Origin of the sequence: Brachybacterium saurashtrense, from assembly GCF_003355475.1 — a bacterium.
GTDB lineage: Bacteria > Actinomycetota > Actinomycetes > Actinomycetales > Dermabacteraceae > Brachybacterium > Brachybacterium saurashtrense.
Window position 1 is genome coordinate 527,874 of the sequence record NZ_CP031356.1, and the last position, 20,481, is coordinate 548,354.

General features: G+C 72.7%; 18 protein-coding genes. 15 read left to right on the forward strand and 3 right to left on the reverse strand.

All coding sequences use genetic code 11. The features are described 5' to 3' along the window. Window positions 1-44 precede the first annotated feature (44 nt). From DWV08_RS02425 to truB, 3 genes are read left to right on the forward strand one after another with little or no spacing between them, the layout of a single operon-like run. Window positions 45-1,202 (forward strand): TRM11 family SAM-dependent methyltransferase, encoded by a 1,158-nt coding sequence (locus DWV08_RS02425; RefSeq protein ID WP_115412342.1) that lies wholly within the window; start codon window positions 45-47, stop codon window positions 1,200-1,202. Then, window positions 1,199-1,699 (forward strand): 30S ribosome-binding factor RbfA, encoded by a 501-nt coding sequence (gene rbfA, locus DWV08_RS02430; protein WP_115412343.1) that lies wholly within the window; start codon window positions 1,199-1,201, stop codon window positions 1,697-1,699. The genes DWV08_RS02425 and rbfA overlap by 4 nt, the downstream gene beginning before the upstream one ends. Beyond that, window positions 1,696-2,649 (forward strand): tRNA pseudouridine(55) synthase TruB, encoded by a 954-nt coding sequence (gene truB, locus DWV08_RS02435; protein WP_115412344.1) that lies wholly within the window; start codon window positions 1,696-1,698, stop codon window positions 2,647-2,649. The genes rbfA and truB overlap by 4 nt, the downstream gene beginning before the upstream one ends. 103 nt (window positions 2,650-2,752) lie before the next feature. Here the strand turns inward: truB and DWV08_RS02440 are convergent, their stop codons facing one another. After that, window positions 2,753-4,285 (reverse strand): L,D-transpeptidase family protein, encoded by a 1,533-nt coding sequence (locus DWV08_RS02440; protein ID WP_115412345.1) that lies wholly within the window; start codon window positions 4,283-4,285, stop codon window positions 2,753-2,755. A 401-nt stretch (window positions 4,286-4,686) separates the two neighbouring features. On the opposite strand from DWV08_RS02440, the gene DWV08_RS02445 reads away from it, so the two are divergent. From DWV08_RS02445 to DWV08_RS02480, 8 genes are all read left to right on the forward strand, one after another. Then, window positions 4,687-5,703, forward strand: a complete 1,017-nt coding sequence (locus DWV08_RS02445; protein ID WP_115412346.1) for a bifunctional riboflavin kinase/FAD synthetase — start codon at window positions 4,687-4,689, stop codon at window positions 5,701-5,703. Window positions 5,704-5,847: 144 nt separating this feature from the next. Next, window positions 5,848-6,117 carry a 30S ribosomal protein S15 gene (gene rpsO / locus DWV08_RS02450; protein WP_115412347.1) on the forward strand — a complete coding sequence of 90 codons (270 nt, stop codon included), beginning with the start codon at window positions 5,848-5,850 and terminating at the stop codon, window positions 6,115-6,117. Window positions 6,118-6,328: 211 nt separating this feature from the next. After that, the gene (locus DWV08_RS02455) at window positions 6,329-8,581 is read left to right on the forward strand and encodes a polyribonucleotide nucleotidyltransferase (RefSeq protein WP_164740389.1); all 2,253 of its coding nucleotides are present in this window, start codon (window positions 6,329-6,331) and stop codon (window positions 8,579-8,581) included. A 173-nt stretch (window positions 8,582-8,754) separates the two neighbouring features. Further along, window positions 8,755-9,051, forward strand: a complete 297-nt coding sequence (locus tag DWV08_RS02460) for a hypothetical protein (RefSeq protein ID WP_115412349.1) — start codon at window positions 8,755-8,757, stop codon at window positions 9,049-9,051. Continuing rightward, window positions 9,048-10,163: a WD40 repeat domain-containing protein gene (locus DWV08_RS02465; protein WP_115412350.1), complete on the forward strand. Its 1,116-nt coding sequence runs from the start codon at window positions 9,048-9,050 to the stop codon at window positions 10,161-10,163. Before DWV08_RS02460 ends, DWV08_RS02465 begins: the two co-directional genes overlap by 4 nt. Window positions 10,164-10,240: 77 nt before the next feature. Beyond that, window positions 10,241-11,578 carry a M16 family metallopeptidase gene (locus tag DWV08_RS02470; RefSeq protein WP_115412351.1) on the forward strand — a complete coding sequence of 446 codons (1,338 nt, stop codon included), beginning with the start codon at window positions 10,241-10,243 and terminating at the stop codon, window positions 11,576-11,578. A gap of 92 nt (window positions 11,579-11,670) precedes the next feature. Continuing rightward, on the forward strand, window positions 11,671-12,438 hold the full coding sequence (gene dapB / locus DWV08_RS02475) for a 4-hydroxy-tetrahydrodipicolinate reductase (protein ID WP_115412352.1): 768 nt from the start codon (window positions 11,671-11,673) through the stop codon (window positions 12,436-12,438). Between the two features lie 14 nt (window positions 12,439-12,452). Continuing rightward, complete coding sequence (locus tag DWV08_RS02480; RefSeq protein WP_115412353.1) at window positions 12,453-12,854, forward strand: hypothetical protein; 402 nt, start codon at window positions 12,453-12,455, stop codon at window positions 12,852-12,854. A gap of 40 nt (window positions 12,855-12,894) precedes the next feature. On the opposite strand, the gene DWV08_RS02485 is transcribed toward DWV08_RS02480, so the two are convergent. Both DWV08_RS02485 and DWV08_RS02490 read right to left on the reverse strand, forming a co-directional pair. Further along, the gene (locus DWV08_RS02485) at window positions 12,895-13,209 is read right to left on the reverse strand and encodes an AzlD domain-containing protein (RefSeq protein WP_115412354.1); all 315 of its coding nucleotides are present in this window, start codon (window positions 13,207-13,209) and stop codon (window positions 12,895-12,897) included. Then, window positions 13,206-14,063, reverse strand: a complete 858-nt coding sequence (locus DWV08_RS02490; protein ID WP_115412355.1) for an AzlC family ABC transporter permease — start codon at window positions 14,061-14,063, stop codon at window positions 13,206-13,208. Before DWV08_RS02490 ends, DWV08_RS02485 begins: the two co-directional genes overlap by 4 nt. A gap of 74 nt (window positions 14,064-14,137) precedes the next feature. On the opposite strand from DWV08_RS02490, the gene DWV08_RS02495 reads away from it, so the two are divergent. From DWV08_RS02495 to DWV08_RS02510, 4 genes are all read left to right on the forward strand, one after another. After that, on the forward strand, window positions 14,138-14,866 hold the full coding sequence (locus DWV08_RS02495; RefSeq protein WP_115412356.1) for an HAD family hydrolase: 729 nt from the start codon (window positions 14,138-14,140) through the stop codon (window positions 14,864-14,866). Window positions 14,867-15,030: 164 nt separating this feature from the next. Further along, complete coding sequence (gene asnB / locus DWV08_RS02500) at window positions 15,031-17,781, forward strand: asparagine synthase (glutamine-hydrolyzing) (protein WP_115412357.1); 2,751 nt, start codon at window positions 15,031-15,033, stop codon at window positions 17,779-17,781. A 53-nt stretch (window positions 17,782-17,834) separates the two neighbouring features. Beyond that, a complete protein-coding gene (gene dapA / locus DWV08_RS02505) occupies window positions 17,835-18,743 on the forward strand; it encodes a 4-hydroxy-tetrahydrodipicolinate synthase (RefSeq protein ID WP_115412358.1) in 909 nt (302 codons plus the stop codon). Between the two features lie 14 nt (window positions 18,744-18,757). Further along, a complete protein-coding gene (locus DWV08_RS02510; RefSeq protein ID WP_115412359.1) occupies window positions 18,758-20,452 on the forward strand; it encodes a ribonuclease J in 1,695 nt (564 codons plus the stop codon). The last annotated feature ends 29 nt before the right edge of the window (window positions 20,453-20,481 follow it).

Below are 20,481 nucleotides of genomic sequence, written 5' to 3' on the forward strand. Positions count from 1 at the left end.
CCCTCGCGGGCGCCCGGCCCTCACCCGCGGGGGAGGAGACCACGATGACCCAGGTGTCCCTCGTCCTGCGCGCCCCCTCGGCCAACCGTGTCTATGCGCAGGCCGCGGGGGCTCTCGGCATCGCGGAGGCCCGCTGGGTGCTCGGGGCGCACCTGGGCGCGGTGCCCGCGGTGCGCGTGCGGAGCGTCGCCGGGATGGACTCCCTCGAGGTGCGACGCCCCACGGCCCGCGCCGGCGGCGAGGGCGCGGCGCTCCCCGCCGTGGACGAGGTCGACGCCCTGCTCTCCACCCTCTCCGGCACCCTCGGGGTGCTCGACGTGGTGGAGGACGTCCCGGCCGGCGGCGCCGCGAACGGGGCCGGGCAGCCTCTGCTGCGCCCCCGCGCCCTCCCCGCCGTGCTGTGTCACCCCGAGGACCTCGAGACCATCCAGAAGTACCCCGGCAAGACCAATGAGCAGTTCACGGCGCTGCTGATCAACCTCGCCGCAGCACTCTCCACCCGTCGCGCCGGTCTCTGGGACGGCTCGCTGTCGCTGCTGGACCCGATGTGCGGGCGGGGCACCACCCTGCACCGGGCTCTGCGCCTGGGCCTCAGCCCCGTGGGCGCGGAGATCGACGCCAAGGACGTCGAGGCCCACCGCACCTTCCTCGGCACCTGGCTGCGCACCCATCGCCTGCCCCACACCCTGACCTCCACACGCCTCACGGTGCGCGGGGAGCAGCTCGGCACCCGCACCGACGCCGAGCTCGCCGCGGATCGGCAGAGCCTCCGCCGGGGCGAGGGGCAGCGCCTCACCCTGCTGGGCTGCGACACGGTGCGCCTGGGGGAGCTGCTCCCGGCGGCGTCCGTGGATGCGCTCGTCGCCGATCTGCCCTACGGGGTCCAGCACGGCTCCCGCGCCGGCGGCTCCTGGCAGCGCTCCCCGCTGGAGGTGCTGCGGGGCGCGGCCTCCGGCTGGCGCCGTGCTCTGCGCACCGGCGGCGGGATCGCCCTGGCCGTCAACCGCCGCACCCTGGACCACGACAGCGCCCGCGAGGTCCTCGCCGAGAACGGCCTGCGCCTGCTCAGCGCCGACGGCGCCTTCCGCCACCGCGTCGACGCCTCGATCGACCGCGACGTGCTGCTCGCGATCCCCACCGACCACCCCTGCGCCGAGGAGCTCACAGCCCTCGCCGCCGAAATGGAGGATGACACCCCATGAACGACACCAACCCCCGCGCCCTCAAGCTCGCCGACCGCATCAAGGTCATCGTCGCGACCATGCTCGACACCCGCGTCAAGGACCCCCGCCTCGGTTTCGTGACGATCACCGACGCCCGGGTCAGCGGCGACCTGCAGCACGCCACCGTGTTCTACACCGTCTTCGGCTCCGAGGAGGAGCGCGAGGGCACCGCCGCGGCGCTGCAGAGCGCCACCGGCATGCTCCGCCGCGAGGTGGGCCGCCAGACGGGCGTGCGGCTCACCCCCACGCTCGAGTTCATCGCCGACGCCGTGCCGGAGAACGCCCGCGTGATCGAGGACCTCCTCACCGAGGCGCGCGGCCGCGACGCCGCGCTCGAGCAGGCCAAGGCCGGCGCCGCCTACGCTGGCGAGGCCGACCCCTACCGCAAGCCCCGCGAGGAGGAGCTCGACGACGCCGACGACGAGGGCCCCGCGGACCGGGACCTGGGCGACGACTCCCCCCGCGAGCAGGCGTGAGCCCCGCCCCGCACGGGATCCTCCTGGTCGACAAGGCCCCGGACCGCACCAGCCACGACGTGGTGGCCCGCGTCCGCTGGCTGCTGGGCACCAAGAAGGTGGGCCACGCCGGCACGCTGGACCCGATGGCCACCGGCCTGCTGGTGCTGGGCGTGGGCCAGGGCACCCGCCTGCTCACCTACCTGGTGGGCCTGGGCAAGACGTATCGGGCGACGATCCGCCTGGGGCGCGCCACCACCACGGATGATCGCGAGGGGGAGCCGCTCGGCGAGGTGGTCGACGCCACCGCCCTCACCGCGGAGGATCTCGCCCCGCACCTGGCCGCGCTGCGGGGACGGATCGCCCAGGTCCCCTCCACGGTGAGCGCGATCAAGGTGGACGGCAAGCGCGCCTACGCCCGTGCCCGCGCGGGGGAGGAGGTCGCCCTCGACCCCCGCCCGGTGACGATCTCCCGTCTCGAGGTCACCGATCGTCGCGTGGACGGTCCGTTCCTGGATCTGGACGTGGTGATCGACTGCTCCTCGGGCACCTACGTGCGCGCCCTCGCCCGCGACCTCGGCGCGGCGCTCGGCGTGGGAGGGCACCTCACCGCGCTGCGCCGCACCGCCGTGGGACCGTTCGCGACCGAGGACGCGGTGCACGTCCCCGCCCGTGGGGAGGGGGACGACGTCCCGCTGCCGCTGCAGGGTCTCGGCGCCGTCGCCGCGACGGTGCTGCCCTCGCTGCGGGTGGACGCCGCCGGGGCCGAGGCCCTCGGCACCGGCCGCCGCCTCCGCTCGGACGCCCCGCGGCACCCTGCCGCCCGCGCCACGGCGGCCGGGACGCGCGAGGACGAGGACGGGGGAGCGGTGGCCGCCCTCGACGACGGGGACCGCCTGATCGCGATCCTCGCCCGGGAGGACGGGGCTTGGCGTCCCCGACTCGTGGTGCCGCCCGAGGCGCGCTGCTGAGCCGTCCCGCCCGCGGCTGCCGCACGCCGATCCGCCCCGTGCACGCACGGACGGGGCCCCTCCCGCAGGAGGGGCCCCGTCCGTGCGTGCGAGGGGGTCGGGCTCAGTAGTGCACGACGGTCTTGGTGCCGATGCTCGCCCAGTCGTACAGCCACTTCGCATCCGAGACGGGCAGGTTGATGCAGCCGTGGGAGCCGGAGTAGCCGAAGGAGGACCGCCAGGGCGCGCCGTGGAAGCCGTAGCCCCGATGGAAGTACTGCACCCAGGGGACGTCCGGGGTGTAGTAGTACTTCGGGTGGTCCTCGGGGTAGTAGGGCGCGTTGGTCATGTCCTGCCGGTCGTAGCGCAGGTAGATCTCGTAGGTGCCCGTGACGGTCTCGTAGCCCTCCTTGCCGTCCACCATGGCGCGGGGGCCCCACACGGGGGTGTCACCCACGTAGGCGGTGACCGTCTTCGCCGAGAGGTCCACGTCGATCCACTTCTCGCCGGTGGGGTTCGCGGGCGGGGCCGCGGACTCCTCGGAGTCCTCCTCGTCCTCCTCCTCGGCGGGCGCGGGGGCGTCGACCTGCTCCACCGTCGCCTCCACCGTGGTCGACTCGAAAGCGGCCTCGAGGGGCGTGGTGCCCGTGAGGGCGGCGATCAGCTGGTCGGCGACGGCGTCCGTGTTGGTGATCTTCAGGCCGTCCTTCTTCTCGGTGACGACCTTGACCACCTCGCCGTCCTCGTCCACCTGCTCGATGCCGTCCTCGGGCTCCACGGCGTCCTGCGCTGCGACGGTCGAGACCCACTCGCGCACCGCGTCCTCGTCCACGGCGATGCGGAGGGTCTGCTCCGCCTCGTCCGGGGCCACGGAGATCCAGCCGTTGCGGCGCTCGGAGGAGACCTCATGGGTGGCGCCGTCCGGACCCTCGATCGCCATCGGCTGCTCGAGCAGCGCGGCGATGTCCGCGACCACCGCCTCCGCCTCCTCGGTGGTGATCGAGGGGGCGATCTCCTCGATGGGCTGCTCCACGCTGAAGCTCTCGAGCGTGGGGGCGTGCGCGGTGACGGCGTCGACCAGGGGCTGCGGGTCCACGCCCTGGCCGTTGCGGCCCGGCTCGGCGGTCCACGTCTGCGAGTCCTCGTCGAAGGTGACCTCGGCATCCACCGGGGTGGTGCGGTCCTCGGGCACCAGGCCCTTGGCGAACGCCACGGTGCTCGCCTCGTCCACGGCGACCACGGGTGAGACCTCGTGCTCGCCGGACCAGGTGGAGGCGATCACGTCGGCGAAGGAGTCGTCGCGCCCCACGGCGGCCTGGGCGGTGGCGGCGGCGTCCACCGACACTCCGAGCTCCTCGAGACCCACCTCGAGCTGCTTCTCCCCGGCCGTGACCGAGACGGTCACCTCCTCGCCGCGCTCGGCGACCAGTGCGGCGATCTCCTCAGGGGTCTGGCCTGCGACGTCCTGACCGAGAACGGTGGTGCCGGGGAGCGCGCGACCCTCGAACTGCTTGGCGTAGGCGAGCGCGCCACCCGTGAGGACCACGGCGATCACGGCCACGATCGCCACGATCAGCAGGGCCACGCGCCGGCGGCCATGCCGACCGGTGGGCCTGGACGGGCCGCCCAGCGCGGCCGAGTCGGTCACGTTCGTCATGGGTTCAGATCCGTTCTCGGCGGTCATCGTGATTCCCCCGCTACTCCAATGCGCGGGAGGGCGCAGGGTCCCTCCCCCGGGTCCGCCTCATCCCTCAGGATAACGGAGGGGCTTTTCCCAGGAAATGTCCGCGCGCCGGAGCTTCGTCACAAAGCGGCATCGGTCGGCGCGGGCGCCGGAGATCCGCGCGACGGGTGGACGACGCCCGTGCCCTGCGTCGTCGCGTCGGCACCGCGCCTCCGCGCCGTGCGCACCTCGGTGGGACCTCGGTGGGGACGGGTCGCGGGCGAGTGCGGGCCGGGCGCTACAGTGTGGTCCGGCGGAATCCGCCTCCGGCGCCGTCACGGCGCCCCGACCCCGGCGCGAGAGCGCATCCGGCCCCGGAAGGACATGACCTCGTCGTGACCCGCGTCCCCATCTGGCACACCGTCGACGAGGTGCCTGCAGATCTCGGCCCCACCGCGGTCTCCATCGGGAACTACGACGGCGTGCACCGCGGGCACCGCTTCGTGCTCGACCAGCTCCGTCGGCAGGCGCAGAGCCGTTCCCTCGCCCCCGTGGCGCTCACCTTCTGGCCTCATCCGCGGCACGTGATGGGCGATCCGGAGGCAACCCCGCTGCTCACCGGGCACGAGGACCGCGACCGCCTGCTGCTCCTGGCCGGGCTGCACGGCGTGCTCGATCTCGAGTTCACCCTGCCCTTTGCCCAGCATTCGCCCGAGGATTTCGTGCGGATCTTCCTGGTCGAGGGGCTGGGGGCGCGCTGCGTGGTGCTCGGCGAGGACTCCCTGTTCGGGCGCGGCAACTCCGGGGACATCTCCACGATGCGCGCCCTGGGGGAGCGGTACGGCTTCGAGGTGGTCACCGTCGACGAGCTCGGGCCGGAGGGCGCCGGCTCCGGGCGCATCTCCTCCTCCGCCATCCGGCGCGCCCTGCTGGACGGCGAGATCGAGGTCGCGAACGACGCGCTGGGCAGGCTCCACACGGTCACCGACATCGTCCACCACGGCTTCCGCCGCGGCCGCGAGCTGGGTTTCCCCACCGCGAACCTGGGCCCCGCCCCCTCCGGGCTGATCCCGGCCGACGGCGTCTACGCCGGGTACCTCACCGTCACCGAGCAGGACCTCTCCCATCTGGGCACCCCGCCGCTGGCCGGGGCGCCCGCCACGATCTCCGTGGGCACCAACCCCACCTTCGAGACCGACGGGGCGCCGCGACGCACCGTCGAGGCGTACGTGCACGGCGCCTATGACCTGGACCTCTACGGCGATCGGGTGCGGCTCGAGTTCGTCGCCCTGCAGCGGCCCACGCTGAAGTTCGACTCGGTGGAGAGCCTGGTCGAGCAGATGGATCGCGACGTCGAGGTGACCCGCCGCACTCTGGCCTCGGAGCACTCCCTGCCCGGTTCCACCCCCTGATATCCTTCCGGTGCCGTCCTATCGGCCGCGGAGAGCGATTCCGCCCCTGACTCCCTGCCCCTGCGGGCGCGTGCGTCGCGGGCGCGCTCGCCCCAGAGCCCGGGCATCCGGCCCGGCGCGCCGCGCAACGACCCCAGGAGAGCCATGGCCTTCGACACCGCTACGAAGCAGCAGATCATCAAGGAGTACGGGACCACCGAGGGCGACACCGGTTCGCCCGAGGTCCAGATCGCGCTCCTCAGCCACCGCATCACCTACCTGACCGAGCACCTCAAGACCCACAAGCACGACCACCACACCCGTCGTGGTCTGATGCTGCTGGTCGGTCAGCGCAAGCGTCTTCTGCAGTACCTGCAGGGCGTCGACATCGAGCGCTACCGCTCGCTGATCAAGCGTCTCGGCATCCGCCGGTGACCACCGCCGCCGCTCGCCCCTCGGGCGGGCGGCGGTTTCATGTGCCCCGCGCGCCGCGCGGAGGGCGCACCGTCCACCGCCCCGACCAGGTTCGGTCCTCGGCAGTGGCCCGCGGAGAGGGACCCGGCGCCCCGGGTCCACGCACCGAGGGTGACTGACGAAGGCCGCACCGGCAGGGCACCACCGTCCTCTCAAGGAGACACACATGGCCATGGAAGGCCCTGAAATCACCGCCACCACCGCCGTCATCGACAACGGCTCCTACGGGCGCCGCGAGGTCCGCTTCGAGACCGGGCGCCTCGCCCAGCAGGCCGCCGGCGCCGTCGCCGTCTACCTCGACGACGACACCATGGTGTTCTCGGCGACCGCCGTCTCGAACAAGCCGAAGGAGCACTTCGACTTCTTCCCGCTCACCATCGACGTCGAGGAGCGGATGTACGCCGCGGGCCGCATCCCCGGCTCGTTCTTCCGTCGCGAGGGCCGCCCGGGCACCGACGCGATCCTCGCCGCCCGCCTCACCGACCGCCCGCTGCGCCCCGCCTTCGTGAAGGGTCTGCGCAACGAGGTCCAGGTCGTGCTGACGGTCATGTCCTGCAACCCCGAGGACGCCTACGACGTCGTCGGCATCAACGGCGCCTCCGCCTCCACCCAGATCTCGGGCCTGCCCTTCTCCGGCCCGATCGGCGGCGTGCGCATCGCGCTCATGCCCGACGCCTCCGGCGGTGGCCAGTGGGTCGCCTTCCCCACCTTCGCGCAGCTGGACGAGGCCGTGTTCTCGATGGTGGTCGCCGGCCGCATCGTGGAGGACGACGTCGCGATCATGATGGTCGAGGCCGAGGCCACCGACAACGCCTGGACCCTCATCAAGGAGCAGGGCGCGATCGCCCCCACCGAGGGCGTTGTCGCCGAGGGCCTCGAGGCCGCGAAGGTGTTCATCCGCAGCCTCTGCGTCGCCCAGCAGGAGCTGGCCGCGAAGGCCGCCAAGCCGGTGCGCGAGTTCCCGCTGTTCCTGGACTACCAGGAGGACGCCTACGGCATCGTCGAGGCCGCCGCGACCGAGCGCCTCGCCGAGGTCATGGCCATCGCCGCGAAGACCGAGCGCGAGGAGCGCACCGAGCAGCTGCTCGCCGAGGTCACCGAGGAGCTCTCCGGCGAGGGGAAGCAGCTCGAGGGCCGCGAGAAGGAGGTCTCCGGGGCGTTCCGCGCACTGACCAAGCAGGTCGTGCGGAAGAAGGTCCTCACCGACGGCATCCGCATCGACGGCCGCGGCCTGCGGGACATCCGCGCGCTCTCCGCCGAGGTCGAGGTGCTCCCGCGCGTGCACGGCTCGGCCCTGTTCCAGCGCGGCGAGACCCAGATCCTGGGCGTCTCCACGCTGAACATGCTCAAGATGGAGCAGCAGATCGACTCGCTCGGCCCCGTCGACCGCAAGCGCTACATCCACCACTACAACTTCCCGCCGTACTCCACCGGCGAGACCGGCCGCGTGGGCTCGCCGAAGCGCCGCGAGGTGGGCCACGGCATGCTCGCCGAGCGCGCCATCGTGCCGGTGCTGCCCAGCCGCGAGGAGTTCCCCTACGCGATCCGCCAGGTCTCCGAGGCGCTGGGCTCCAACGGCTCCACCTCGATGGGCTCCGTGTGCGCCTCGACCCTGTCGCTGCTGAACGCCGGTGTGCCGCTCCGCGCCCCGGTGGCCGGCATCGCCATGGGCCTGATCTCCGACACGGTCGAGGGGGAGACGCGCTACGCGGCCCTGACCGACATCCTCGGGGCCGAGGACGCCTTCGGCGACATGGACTTCAAGGTGGCCGGCACCAGCGAGTTCGTCACCGCGATCCAGCTGGACACCAAGCTCGACGGCCTCCCGGCCTCCGTGCTCACCGGTGCGCTGTCCCAGGCGCACGAGGCGCGCCTGGCGATCCTCGGCGTGCTCGCCGAGGCGATCGACGCCCCCGACGAGATGAGCCCGCACGCCCCGCGCGTGCTCGCGGTCACCATCCCGGTGGACAAGATCGGCGCGGTCATCGGCCCGAAGGGCCAGATGATCAACCAGATCCAGGACGACACCGGCGCGGACATCACCATCGAGGACGACGGCACCGTCTACATCGGCGCCACCGACGGCCCCTCGGCCGAGGCGGCCCGCTCCGCGGTCAACGCCATCGCCAACCCGATGGTCCCCGAGGTGGGCGAGCGCTACCTCGGCACCGTGGTGCGCGTGGTCGACTTCGGCGCGTTCATCTCGCTCACCCCGGGCAAGGACGGACTCCTCCACGTCACCCAGCTGCGCAAGCTCAACGGCGGCAAGCGGGTCGACAACGTCGAGGACGTCGCCACGGTGGGCCAGAAGATCGAGGTGGAGATTCGCGAGATCGACGCCCGCGGCAAGATCTCCCTCGCGGTGATCGAGGACGAGGCGGAGTCCACCGACGCCGCCCCGGCCGAGGAGACCTCCGCGGAGTGACCCGTCCGCTCACCCGCTGAGCGCCTGCGCGAGGGCGGCACCCCACCCGGGGTGCCGCCCTCGCGTCGCCTCCGGCCCCGCGGCGTGCCGGACCGCGCGCATCGTGCCTCGGCCGTCCACAGTCGACGAGCCGTCCTCGGTGGCGTCGCGTGCCCTCACGTACGGTAGGCGACGTGCTCCAGATCACGGGGGATGGCAGCAGCGAGGAGTATGCCGAGGTGGAGCAGCAGTACGGCGTCACGCGCGAGGAGATCGACCAGTGGAGGCACGAGTTCAGGCCATGGAACTACGAGTTTCCGCCGACCGGTGATCCTGGCAGCCCCGGGTATCAGGAGCAGATGCAGGAATACCTGGACCAGGGCGTGGAGGTCGATGCCCGAGAACGTGAGGACGAGTTCGCTGACGAGTTCACCATCGAGGACCTGCAGCAGGCACAACGCGATGCTGGTGTCCCGGTGAGACAGGGATGAGCGGGACCACCAGACGAGCTCTGCTGGGCGCCGGGCTGATCCTCGGAGCGGGAACGCTCAGCGCCTGCGGCCGGCCTCCGGGCAGCGTCTGCGTGGAGGGTGATCAGCAGCTCGATCCCGGGGGCGGGGTGTCGATCCCCTTTCTCGGGGCGGAGACCCCACTGCGCAGAGAGCCGCAACTGGGGCTCCTCGGCCTTGTCGTGTCTCCGGACGGCACCCGGGTCGCTGCCCAGGAATGGTGGCACCGCAAGTCGTTGTCGGAGAGCAGGACGGCCGGGACGACGATCTGGGACACCGCGTCCGGTGAGATCGTCACCCGCTTCGACGACTCCATGACCGGTGCGATCGCCTGGCATCCGCAGGACGACCTGATCGCGACCGCCAGTGAGCTCGCGATCCACCTGGCGCGGCCCGACGGCGAGGTGCTGTGGACCCTCGGCGGGCATGTCCCGTCCGATTCCCTGCGCTCCCGGATCGTCCGGGACCTCGCCTTCAGTCCCGATGGCGACCAGCTCGCTTCGCTGAGCACGGACGGGACGGTTCGGCTCTGGACGGTCGCCGCGGGCACGTGTTCGACCGCGCAGGTCCTTCGGATCTCGTCCGGAACGCCGATGGCGCTCACCTACATGCAGGGCGGCGCACAGATCGCCGTCGCCGTCCAGGGGCGAGGCACCGAGGTGTGGGACGCCCGCACCGGTGAACGGGTCGCCACCCTGGAGGACTGCTCGCAGGACGCGGTGGGGATCGCCGCGAGCGGCCGCGGGCGCGTCATCGTGGGCATCGCCGAGGAGGCCCGGCTCCAGTCGGCGTCCCCCGATTCCGAGTGCGAGCCGGGTGTCGAATCGGGGATCCCCGTTCCCGAGTTCCTCGCCGCAGGCCCGGGCGGCCGCATCGCCGTCTCCGGAGGGGAGTCCGGGAGGGTCGAGCTCTGGGGTGCGGGCCTCGCGAACCACGAGCGCGTCGACCTGCCCGAGTCCATCCCGGACCTCGGTGTCCCCGGAGAGCTGGGGCGCACCACGTGGGGCCCGGACGGCACGCTCTTTGCGGTGACCCGTTGGTGGGGAGTGATCGTGTGGGACGGCCAGGAATGGTCGCCGCTGGAGATGCCGTGATGGGGGCCCGGTGTGAGGGCGGCGGGGGTGAGGGAGGTCTCGCGGGGCGGCGCGCCGCGCCGTGGGACACTCGAGTGATGTCCACGCTCCTCATCGACGACGACCCGACCTCCGACGTGCAGCTGGACCCCGTCACCGGGGTGCGTCGCAGCATCCTCCCCGGCGGCGTGCGGCTGCTCACCCAGACGGACCGCAGCGTGCGCAGCGCCAGCATCGGGCTGTGGCTGCCCGTCGGCTCCCGGGACGAGAGCCCGGCCCACGCCGGCTCCACCCACGTGCTCGAACACCTGCTGTTCAAGGGCACCCGGCGCCGCAGCGCGATGGACATCGCCGCCGCCTTCGACGAGGTGGGCGGGGACTCCAACGCCGTCACCGCCAAGGAGCACACCCTCTACTACGGCCGGGTCCGCTCGGCCGACGTCCCCATGGCGGTGGACGTCCTCACCGACATGATCACCGCGTCGGTGCTCGCCGAGGAGGCGCTGGAGACCGAGCGCGAGGTGATCCTCGAGGAGCTCGCGATGGCCGAGGACGATCCGAACGACATCGGCTACGAGACCTTCCTCGCCGACGTGCTCGGACCGGACACCGCCATCGGGCGGCCCGTCGGCGGCACCGCCGAGAGCGTTCGGGCGCTCAGCATCGAGGACGTGCGCGCCCACTTCGCCGCGCACTACCGCAGCGACAACGTGGTGGTCACCGCCGTGGGGGACATCGACCACGACGAGCTCGCCGCGCTGGTGCAGTCCGGGCTGCGCCGCGGCGGCTGGGCCCTCGAGCCGGGCACTCTTCCTGCACGGCGCCGCCGCGAGGAGCAGGCGACGGTCTCCCTGCCGGCGGGCGGCGTGGGCGAGGTGGCGGCGCTGACCCCGCACCGGCTGGGCCGCCCCACCGAGCAGAACCACATCTACCTCGGCGGCCACGGGGTGACCTCGCTCAGCGAGGACCGCCACACCATGGCCGTGCTGATGTCGATCCTGGGCGGGGGGATGTCCTCCCGCCTGTTCCAGACCGTCCGCGAGGAGCGCGGGCTGGCGTACTCCGTGTACTCCTTCAGCGCCGGCTTCCGGGACGCGGGCCTGTTCGGGCTGTACGCCGCCTGTCGTCCCGGCCGCACCACCCAGGTGGTGGAGCTGCTCGCCGAGGAGCTCGCGCGGATGGGCTCCGACGGCGTCACCGAGCTCGAGCTGGCGCGTGCGCGCGGGCAGATCACCGGCTCCTTCGCGCTCGGCCTGGAGGACACCAGCTCCAGGATGGGCCGTTTGGGCACGATCGAACTCGTCCACGGCCGCTACACCAGCGTGGACGAGACCCTTGCACAGATCACCGCGGTGGGCGCGGAGGATGTGCGCGGCCTCGCGTACCGACTCGCCGACTCCTTCAGCACCCGGGTCGAGGTGGGCCCGGAGAGCTGATCTCCGCTCGTCGCCCCGGCCCCTCGTCCTGCCCGACCCGCTCGTCCCGACGCCGTCCCTCCCGCACCGACCCACGACCCCAGGAGCACCCCGTGACCCAGCCCTCCACCCACCCCACCCGCGTCGCCGTGCTCGGCGCCTCCGGCCGGATGGGCGCCGCCGCCTGCGCCGCCGTGGAGGACGCCCCGGACCTCGAGCTGGTGGCGAGGATCGGCCGCGAGGACGACCTGGAATCGGCCGTGGAGGCCGGGGCCGAGGTGGCGATCGACCTCACCGTCCCCTCCGCCACCGCCGAGAACGTGCGCCGACTGGTCGAGCACGGCATCCACGCCGTGGTGGGCACCACCGGGTGGACCGAGGAGTCGCTCGCCGCGCTGCGCACCCAGCTCGCCGACGCCCCGGCAGTGGGCGTGCTGATCGCACCGAACTTCGCCATCGGCGCCGTGCTCGCGATGCGCTTCGCCGAGATCGCGGCGCGCTACTACGACAGCGCCGAGATCATCGAGATGCACCACGAAAACAAGCTCGACGCCCCCTCCGGCACCGCCCGACACACCGCGGCCGCGATCGCGCGCGGCCGCGCCGAGGCGGGGCTGGGCCCGGTGCCCGATGCCACGGAGAAGGATCCTGACGGCGCCCGCGGCGCGGTGGTGGACGGCATCCACGTCCACGCCGTGCGCCAGCGGGGCCTGGTCGCCCACGAAGTGGTGCAGTTCGGCGGGGAGGGGGAGCAGTTCGTGCTGCGCCACGACTCCTTCGACCGGATCAGCTTCATGCCCGGCGTGCTGCTGGGCGTGCGGGAGGTCGCCGCCCACCCGGGCCTCACCGTGGGCCTCGACGGCTACATGGACCTGGGCTGAGGCGGGGCGGCCCCATGAAGGACAGGCTCTTCGTGGCCCTGCTGGTGCTGATCACCGCCGCATATGCGTGGGGGCTCGGCTGGATCGCCTGGGGATTCGTGCGCGCCGGCAGCGCCCTCGGCTACGGGCTCGCCCTCGGCATCGTGATCCTGCTGCTGCTGACGGTGTGGGTCACCTGGCGCGAGGTGCTGTTCGGCCTCGCCTCGGCGCGGCTCGCGGCGCGGTACGAACCGCCGGCGGAGGCCGACGGCGAGGACCGCCGGGCCGAGTTCGAGGCGGCGCGCTCCGCGATCCAGGACGGCGCCGAGCACGAGTGGCGCGCCTGGTTCCGCCTCGCGCTGGCCTACGACGCGCTGCGCGACCGGCGCGGCGCCCGCGCGGCCACGCGGCGCGCCATCGCCGAGCACCGCGGCTGAGCCCGGCACCCGCGCCGGCGCCGGGACGGACGCCGTGCGCTCAGCCCCAGCCCAGCGCCCGCAGGCCCGCCGCCACCCCCGCGGCACCGATCACCACCACCAGGAACGGTGCCCGCCGCCACAGCAGCACGGCCGCGACCGCGAGCGCGGCCAGCCGGGCGTCGAGCACGATCTCGGGACCGCTGGTCGCCGCCTGAGTGGCGACCAGCGCCCCCAGCAGCGCGATCGGCAGCAGGGTGGTGACACGGGCGATCCGGGGCCGCTCCAGCACCTCCGGCGGGGCCTGGTAGCCGATCCACTTCTGCACGAAGGACAACGCCGACGCGCCGAGCACCGCGATCCACAGCACGCTCATGGCCGCCCCCTCCCGGCCGCACCGTCCGCGGCCGCGTCATCGTCCGTCGCACGGTCCTCGGCCCCGTCGGCCTCCTGCGCACCGCCGGCGGGCCCCTCCGGCTCGACGCCCTCGCGGTGCACCGGCCGGCGGGGCGGCAGCAGCCCGGCGAGCACCGCCACCAGTGCGGCGGCCAGCACCGGCAGACCCGCGGGCAGGGCCGGGGTGGTGACCAGGGCGACGAACGCCGCCGCCCCCGCGATCGCCACCGCGTCGCCGCTGCGAAGCCGCGGCCACAGCAGCGCCAGGAACGCCGCCGCCGCGGCCGCGTCCAGCCCCCAGGCCGCGGGATCGGCGACGTGCCGGCCGGCCAGCGCGCCCACCAGGGAGAACAGGGTCCAGAAAACGTACACCCACACCCCGGCGGCCCAGAATCCCGCGCGCTTCTGCGCGATGGTGGTGCCGGTGGCGGCGAGTGCCGCGGATTCGTCGATCGTCAGCTGCGCGCGGGCGAGGCCGCGCACCCCGCCCCGCGGCAGGGACGGGGCGAGGATCAGCCCGTAGAGGGTGTTGCGCACCCCCAGCAGCAGCGAGGCCAGCGCCGCGCCGAACGCCGAGCCGCCCCCGCCCAGCACCCCGATGAACGCGAACTGGCTGCCGCCGGTGAACATCACCGCCGAGAGCACCATCGCCTGCCAGACGTCCAGCCCGGAGGTGGTGGCCAGCGCCCCGAAGGAGATCCCGTACAGCCCGGTGGCGAGTCCGATCGAGACGCCGGTGCGGCGCAGGCCGCGCAGGGCGGCGGCCTCCTCGCCGGAGGCCGTGGCGGAGGAGGAGGGGGCCCGTCCCGGCACGGGCGTGGAGGCATCGGTCATGATGCTCGACACTCTACGTTCACCTGCGGGAACGGTGCCGCGCCGTCCGGCGGGCGGTGTGAGAATCTAGTGCCATGCCCTCGCCTGCGGATCCCACCCCCGTCGCCCCGTCCACGCAGTCCCTGCCGCTGCGCGGCGCGGCGCTGCTGCTGGACATGGACGGCACGCTCATCGATTCCGGCCCCGCCGTGGAGCGGTCCTGGAACCAGCTGTTCTCGGAGCTCGGCGTCGAGCTCGAGTTCGGCGCGGAGCAGCACGGCAAGCCCGCCCGGCAGGTCCTCGGCGAGGTGCTGCCCGAGCTGGGGGAGGAGCAGCTCGCCGAGGCGCACCGCCGCATCGAGGAGCTCGAGATCGCGGACGTCGAGGGGATCCTCGTGCTGCCCGGCACCGAGCGGCTGCTGGCCGAGCTCGACGAGGCCGCCGCCCGGCTGGGCCGCCCCACCTGGACGATCGTCACCTCCTGCACCCGCGACCTGTTCGAGGCGCGCTGGGCCCGCACCGGCCTGCCCGTGCCGGACGGGCTGGTCACCGCGGACCAGGTCGACCACGGCAAGCCCGCCCCGGATCCGTACCTGCTCGGGGCCCAGCGCCTCGCGGTGGACCCCGCCGCGAGCATCGTGATCGAGGACTCGCTGGGCGGGCTCCGCTCCGGCGCGGCGGCCGGCGCCCGCACGGTCGCGGTGACCAGCACCACCCCCGCGGGAGACCTCGCGCCGCTCGCGAATGCGCTGGTCACCTCGCTGGACGATCTCGAGGTGCGGGCCGACGGCACCGAGCTGCTGCTCACTCGCCGCGGCCAGTGAGATCTGCGCCCGCGCCTTCCTCGGCGCGGCGCGCCCCGTTGATAGGCTCGGGCGGCCGATCCCGGTCCGCCCGTGCGCGCGGGCCCGGCGGGAGCGCTCGCCCGCTCCCCGTGCCGGATCGCTGATCGCGGACGGCTGCCGTCCCCCTCGAAAGGACTCGTCGCATGTGCGGAATCTCCGGTACCTACGGATTCGGTGCTGACACCGAGGACATCGCCCGTCGGATGAGCGGGGCCCTGGCCCATCGCGGTCCCGACGGCGAAGGCCTGTTCACCGACGGCGCCGTCTCCCTCGCGCACCGGCGACTGGCGATCATCGATCGTGAGCACGGCGCCCAGCCGATGACCACGGCGGACGGCCGCTACACGATCGTCTACAACGGCGAGACCTACAACTACCTCGAGCTGCGTGCCGAGCTGGAGGAGCTGGGCCACACCTTCCGCACCGACTCGGACACCGAGGTGCTGCTCGAGGCGCACGCCGAATGGGGCACGGCCGCCTACGACCGCTTCAACGGCATGTTCGCGTTCGCGATCCACGATGCCGAGACCGGCACGGTCACGCTCGCGCGTGACCACTTCGGCATCAAGCCGCTGTACTACTGGGTCGATCCCGAGGCGGGCGAGGGCGATCCGCGGGTGCTGTTCGGCTCCGAGATCCGCTCGCTGCTGGCGGCGAAGGTGTTCGACGCCGCGCCGGACGACCGCGCCGTGTACCGCTACCTCAAGTTCCGCGTCCAGGACGACGACTCCCAGACCTTCTTCGCCGGGGTGCGCCGCCTGATGGCCGGCGAGCTGCTCGAGATCCGTGCCGACGGCACCGAGATCTCCACCTTCACCTCCCTGAAGGAGGAGCTGCGCGAGATCGCCGCCCGTCCCGGCCGTCCCTACGACGACTCCGTGGTCGAGGAGTACCGCGAGCGTTTCCAGGAGTCCGTGCGCATGCGCCTGCAGTCCGAGGTGCCCGTGGGCACCTCGCTCTCCGGCGGTCTGGACTCCTCCGCCGTCGCCGCCGTGATCGCCCGCCATCTGCGCGAGCAGCCGGACGACGAGGGCTACAGCGCCGTGGGCAGCCGCCAGAACACCTTCTCCGCGGTGTTCCCCCAGGCCTCCAACGACGAGGAGCGCTACGTCGACGCGCTGCTGGACGACTACCGCGGCCAGATCACCGCCCACAAGATCCAGCCCCGGCCCGAGGCCTTCCTCGAGGACGTGCACGACTTCGTGCGCACCCAGGAGGAGCCGATCATCTCCACCGGCCCCTACGCCCAGTACGCGGTGATGCGCGAGGCCAGCGAGCACGTCACCGTGCTGCTGGACGGCCAGGGGGCCGACGAGATGATGGCCGGGTACAACCCGTACTTCTACGTCTACCTGCGCCAGCTGCGCCGTCAGAAGCGCTTCACGGAGCTCGCCGGCGAGGTCGTCGGCTCCCGCGACATCCTTCGCAAGCTCGCCCGCACCAAGTTCTCCGGCCGCACCTCGGTGCCGATCGAGGCGCTGCTGAACTCCGGCTTCGTCGCCGAGCACAGCGGCGAGAAGGTCACCTCCGTCCAGGACGACCTCAAGGAGCGCCTGCTCGAGGACACCTTCCGCTCCTCGCTGCCCTCCCTGCTGCGCTACGAGGACAAGAACACGATGCGCTTCAGCATCGAGGGGCGCGTGCCCTTCGTGGACAAGGAACTGCTGAAGTTCCTGTTCTCCCTCGACGAGTCCGCGATCATCCACGACGGCTGGAACAAGCGGATCCTGCGCGAGTCGATGGACGGCATCCTGCCGGACATGATCTCCAAGCGCCGCAACAAGATCGGCTTCACCACCCCGGAGGGGGAGTGGTTCCGCACCATCGCGCCGCAGCTGCGGGAGATCTTCGCCTCCCCCTCCTTCGCCGCGCGCCCCTACTTCGACGCGCCGAGCGTGCTGGCGCTGTTCGACGACTACATCGCCCATCCCGAGAACCACGGCACCCTGATGTTCTGGCGTCTGCTGAACGTGGAGCTGTGGATGCGCACCTTCTTCGACGACGCCGACGGCGCCGGCCGTGCGCTCGGCGGCTCTGCCGAGACCGGTGCCGCACCCGCCGTCACGCCGGCAGCGGCCGCCGAGGCCCCGGTGGAGGAGGACGAGGAGCCCAAGAGCGACTACGCCCCCAACCCGGACAAGCAGCTCGACCTCACCTCGGAGGCCGACGGCCACGACTGGCGCCGCTTCCCGCTGCAGACCTCCCTGGTCGCGCGCGGGGACGACATCGAGGCCCTGGTGCGCGGGCACGTGGAGCGCTTCGCGGCCGGGCTCCCGGCCGACGCCGTCCCGGCCGGGGCGCCCTGGTACTTCGTGATCAGCGAGAAGATCGTCGCGATCGCGCAGGGCCGCTCCTGGTTCACCTGGGAGGTGCGCCCGCGCCGCGCGGCGAAGGTGCTCAGCCGTTTCGTGAGCCGCACCCCGGCCGGCATCGGCCTGGGGGACCCCACCACGATGGAGCTCGCGATCCGCGAGGTGGGCCTGCCGCGCGTGCTCGCCGCCTCCGCCGCGGGCGCCGCCGGCAAACTGGTGCGCCGCAAGGGCCTGTTCTACGAGGTGGTCGGGGCGAACGTGCGCGCCATCGACGGCCCCACCCCGTACTCCGCCTTCCCCTCCAACGTCTCCGCGAAGCTGCCGCCGAAGGATCCGGACGCGGTCTCCGCTCGGATCTCCGCGGCGATCCGCGGCGCGGACATCCCCGCGGCGCTGCGCGACAGCTTCGTGGGCACCGTGGTGATGGACGCCAACGACATCGGCCGCAACGTGCTGGGCTCGGACGTGCCCACCCCGGCCACGCACCTCGAGGCCACCTTCGCCGACAACCCCCTCGGCCAGGGCCGCCAGCGCACCCCGCTGGCGATCCTCGTCGATCTCGGCATCGCGTCAACCCGCTGAGCGCGGCCCGGTCTGGATTAGGCTCCGACCATCAGCACCTTTCGGAGGACACCATGACCAGCACCGACCCGCGCATCGCGCGGCCGTTCGGCGCGGTGGGGACCGCGATGGTCACCCCGCTCACCGAGGACGGCCACGGCGTGGACCTCGACGCCGCCCAGCACCTCGCCGCCCACCTGGTGGAGCACGGCCACGACATGATCGTGGTCTCCGGCACCACCGGCGAGGCGCCCACCCTCACCGACGTCGAGAAGCATGACCTCGCCCGCGCCGTGCGGGAGGCCATCGGGCCCTCGATCACCCTGGTCGCGGGCGTGGGCACGTACGACACCGCCCATTCCATCGACCTCGCCCGCGAGCACGAGAAGCTCGGCGTGGACGGCCTGCTGGTGGTCACCCCGTACTACTCCAAGCCCAGCCAGGCGGGGATCATCGCGCACATCACCGAGATCGCCGATTCCACCCCGCTGCCGGTGATGCTCTACGACATCCCGGGCCGCACCGGGATCCCGCTGACCTACGAGACCCTCTTGCGCCTGGCCGAGAACCCGCGCATCGTCGCGGTGAAGGACGCCAAGGGCGACCTGCACCAGGCCTCCCGCGTCATGGAGAACACCGATCTCGTCTACTACTGCGGCGAGGACGCGCTGAACCTGCCCTGGCTCACGATCGGCGCCGCGGGCATGGTCTCCGTGGTCAGCCAGGTCGCGGGCGACCTCGAGAAGGCGATGGTCGACGCGGTGGACCGCTTCGACCTGGAGGCGGCGCGCGCCGCGCACCACCGCCTGGTGCCGGTGGTCGAGGCGATCATGGGGCACATGCCTGGGGCCGTCGCCGCGAAGACCGCCCTGCACCTGCAGGGCGTGCTGCCCAACGCCGTCATGCGCGGGCCCCACGTGGGAGCGGACACCGACCAGCTGCGCATGCTCCAGTCCGCCCTGGAAGCCGCCGACCTGCTCTGAAACCGGAGGATCCGATGTCCACCCCCTTCTCCGAGCGCCTCGCCGCCCCGCCGCCGCAGCCGGAGGGCGCGCTGCGGATCATCCCGCTCGGCGGCCTGGGGGACGTGGGCCGGAACATGACCGTGATGGAGTTCGGCGGGCGACTGCTGGTCATCGACTGCGGTGTGCTGTTCCCCGAGGACTCCCAGCCCGGCGTGGACCTGATCCTGCCGGACTTCGGCGTGCTCGAGGACCGGCTCGAGGACGTGGAGGCCATCGTGCTCACCCACGGCCACGAGGACCACATCGGCGCGGTGCCCTACCTGCTGCGCCGCCGCCCCGACATCCCCCTGGTGGGCAGCCGGCTCACCCTCGCCTTCCTCGAGGCGAAGCTGCGCGAGCACCGCATCCGCCCCACCACGCGCGTGGTGGAGGAGGGGCAGGGCGCCGCCCTGGGCCCCTTCGACTGCGAGTTCGTGGCCGTGAACCACTCGATCCCGGACGCTCTCGCGGTGCACGTGCGCACCCCGGCCGGGACGGTGCTGCACACCGGCGACTTCAAGATGGACCAGCTGCCGCTGGACGGCCGGATCACGGATCTGCGCGCCTTCGCCCGCCTCGGCGAGGCCGGAGTGGACCTGTTCATGACCGACTCCACCAACGCCGAGGTGCCCGGCTTCACCGTGGGCGAGCGGGAGATCGGCCCCACCCTGGACGGACTGTTCGCCCGGGCCCGGCAGAAGATCGTGGTCGCCTCGTTCTCCAGCCACGTGCACCGGGTGCAGCAGGTGCTCAACGCCGCGGCGGCCCACGGCCGCAAGGTCGCCTTCGTGGGCCGGTCGATGGTGCGCAACATGTCGATCGCCGCCGATCTGGGCTTCCTCGACGTCCCGCCGGACACCCTCGTCGACGTCAAGCGCATCGGTGACCTGCCCGACGAGCAGGTGGTGCTGATGTGCACCGGCAGCCAGGGCGAGCCGATGGCGGCCCTGGGCCGGATCGCGAACCGCGACCACCGCGTCAGCGTGGGCCCGGGGGACGTGGTGGTGCTCGCCTCCTCGCTCATCCCCGGCAACGAGAACGCCGTGTTCCGCGTGGTCAACGGCCTGATGGCGCTGGGCGCCGAGGTGGTCCACAAGGGCAGCGCGATGGTGCACACCTCCGGCCACGCCAGCGCGGGGGAGCTGCTGTACTGCTACAACATCGTGCGGCCGCGGAACGTGATGCCGATCCACGGCGAAGTGCGCCATCTCCTCGCCAACGGCAGGATCGCCGAGGCCACGGGCGTCCCGCGGGAGCGGATCGTGCTGGCCCGGGACGGCCACGTGATCGACCTCCAGGACGGCATCGCCCGCACCGTCGGCGAGGTGCCCAACGGCTACGTGTACGTGGACGGCTCCAGCGTGGGCGAGATCTCCGAGGCGGATCTCAAGGACCGCCGCATCCTGGGCGACGAGGGCTTCATCTCGCTGTTCGCCGTGGTCAACTCCGAGACGGGCGCGCTCATCGCCGGTCCGGAGATCCACGCCCGCGGCGTGGCGGAGGACGACGCGGTGTTCGAGCGGATCCGGCCCGAGATCGTCAAGGCCCTCGAGCAGGCGGTGGCGGACCAGGTCGAGCGGCGCGACACCTACCAGCTCCAGCAGGTCATGCGCCGGGTGGTGGGGCGCTACGTGGGGCAGCGGCTGCGGCGCCGACCGATGATCATCCCGGTGGTCGTCGAGTCCTGAACCGCTCCGGCGTGACCGGGCCGGGGACC

Bases quoted from the DNA above. Each gene is read 5' to 3' on its own strand.
- DWV08_RS02440 (WP_115412345.1), bottom strand. From the start codon at position 4,285: ATGACGAACGTGACCGACTCGGCCGCGCTGGGCGGCCCGTCCAGGCCC.
- DWV08_RS02425 (WP_115412342.1), top strand. From the start codon at position 45: ATGACCCAGGTGTCCCTCGTCCTGCGCGCCCCCTCGGCCAACCGTGTC.
- rbfA (WP_115412343.1), top strand. From the start codon at position 1,199: ATGAACGACACCAACCCCCGCGCCCTCAAGCTCGCCGACCGCATCAAG.
- dapA (WP_115412358.1), top strand. From the start codon at position 17,835: ATGACCAGCACCGACCCGCGCATCGCGCGGCCGTTCGGCGCGGTGGGG.
- DWV08_RS02455 (WP_164740389.1), top strand. From the start codon at position 6,329: ATGGAAGGCCCTGAAATCACCGCCACCACCGCCGTCATCGACAACGGC.
- DWV08_RS02490 (WP_115412355.1), bottom strand. From the start codon at position 14,063: ATGACCGATGCCTCCACGCCCGTGCCGGGACGGGCCCCCTCCTCCTCC.
- DWV08_RS02465 (WP_115412350.1), top strand. From the start codon at position 9,048: ATGAGCGGGACCACCAGACGAGCTCTGCTGGGCGCCGGGCTGATCCTC.
- DWV08_RS02485 (WP_115412354.1), bottom strand. From the start codon at position 13,209: ATGAGCGTGCTGTGGATCGCGGTGCTCGGCGCGTCGGCGTTGTCCTTC.
- asnB (WP_115412357.1), top strand. From the start codon at position 15,031: ATGTGCGGAATCTCCGGTACCTACGGATTCGGTGCTGACACCGAGGAC.
- DWV08_RS02480 (WP_115412353.1), top strand. From the start codon at position 12,453: ATGAAGGACAGGCTCTTCGTGGCCCTGCTGGTGCTGATCACCGCCGCA.
- DWV08_RS02495 (WP_115412356.1), top strand. From the start codon at position 14,138: ATGCCCTCGCCTGCGGATCCCACCCCCGTCGCCCCGTCCACGCAGTCC.
- DWV08_RS02510 (WP_115412359.1), top strand. From the start codon at position 18,758: ATGTCCACCCCCTTCTCCGAGCGCCTCGCCGCCCCGCCGCCGCAGCCG.
- rpsO (WP_115412347.1), top strand. From the start codon at position 5,848: ATGGCCTTCGACACCGCTACGAAGCAGCAGATCATCAAGGAGTACGGG.
- DWV08_RS02470 (WP_115412351.1), top strand. From the start codon at position 10,241: ATGTCCACGCTCCTCATCGACGACGACCCGACCTCCGACGTGCAGCTG.